At 55.5% G+C, this 209-nt stretch carries 1 pseudogene; it reads left to right on the plus strand.

Annotation, left to right across the window (positions count from 1 at the left end):
- Nucleotides 1-209 (plus strand): annotated as a pseudogene (locus DWZ15_RS10365) (class I SAM-dependent methyltransferase); the annotation flags it as partial.

A 209-nucleotide genomic window follows, 5' to 3' on the forward strand; every position in this document is an offset into this window, starting at 1 on the left:
AGTTGTACCCGAACCTTTACAAGGATGAAACAGCGGTTCGTCTGCTCGGCCAGATCGACTACGACTTTTCAGAGGCAGAGAAAAACTCCCGCAGCCTGATGCAGCGCTTTGGTGCGCTGGAGGTGGCCATGCGACAGGGTGATCTTGCTTTCGAGGTGCAGTATTACCTGAAAGACCACCCCAATGCGGCGGTGGTCAATCTGGGCTGC

Source organism: Collinsella sp. AF29-7AC (genome assembly GCF_003475665.1).
Lineage (GTDB): Bacteria > Actinomycetota > Coriobacteriia > Coriobacteriales > Coriobacteriaceae > Collinsella.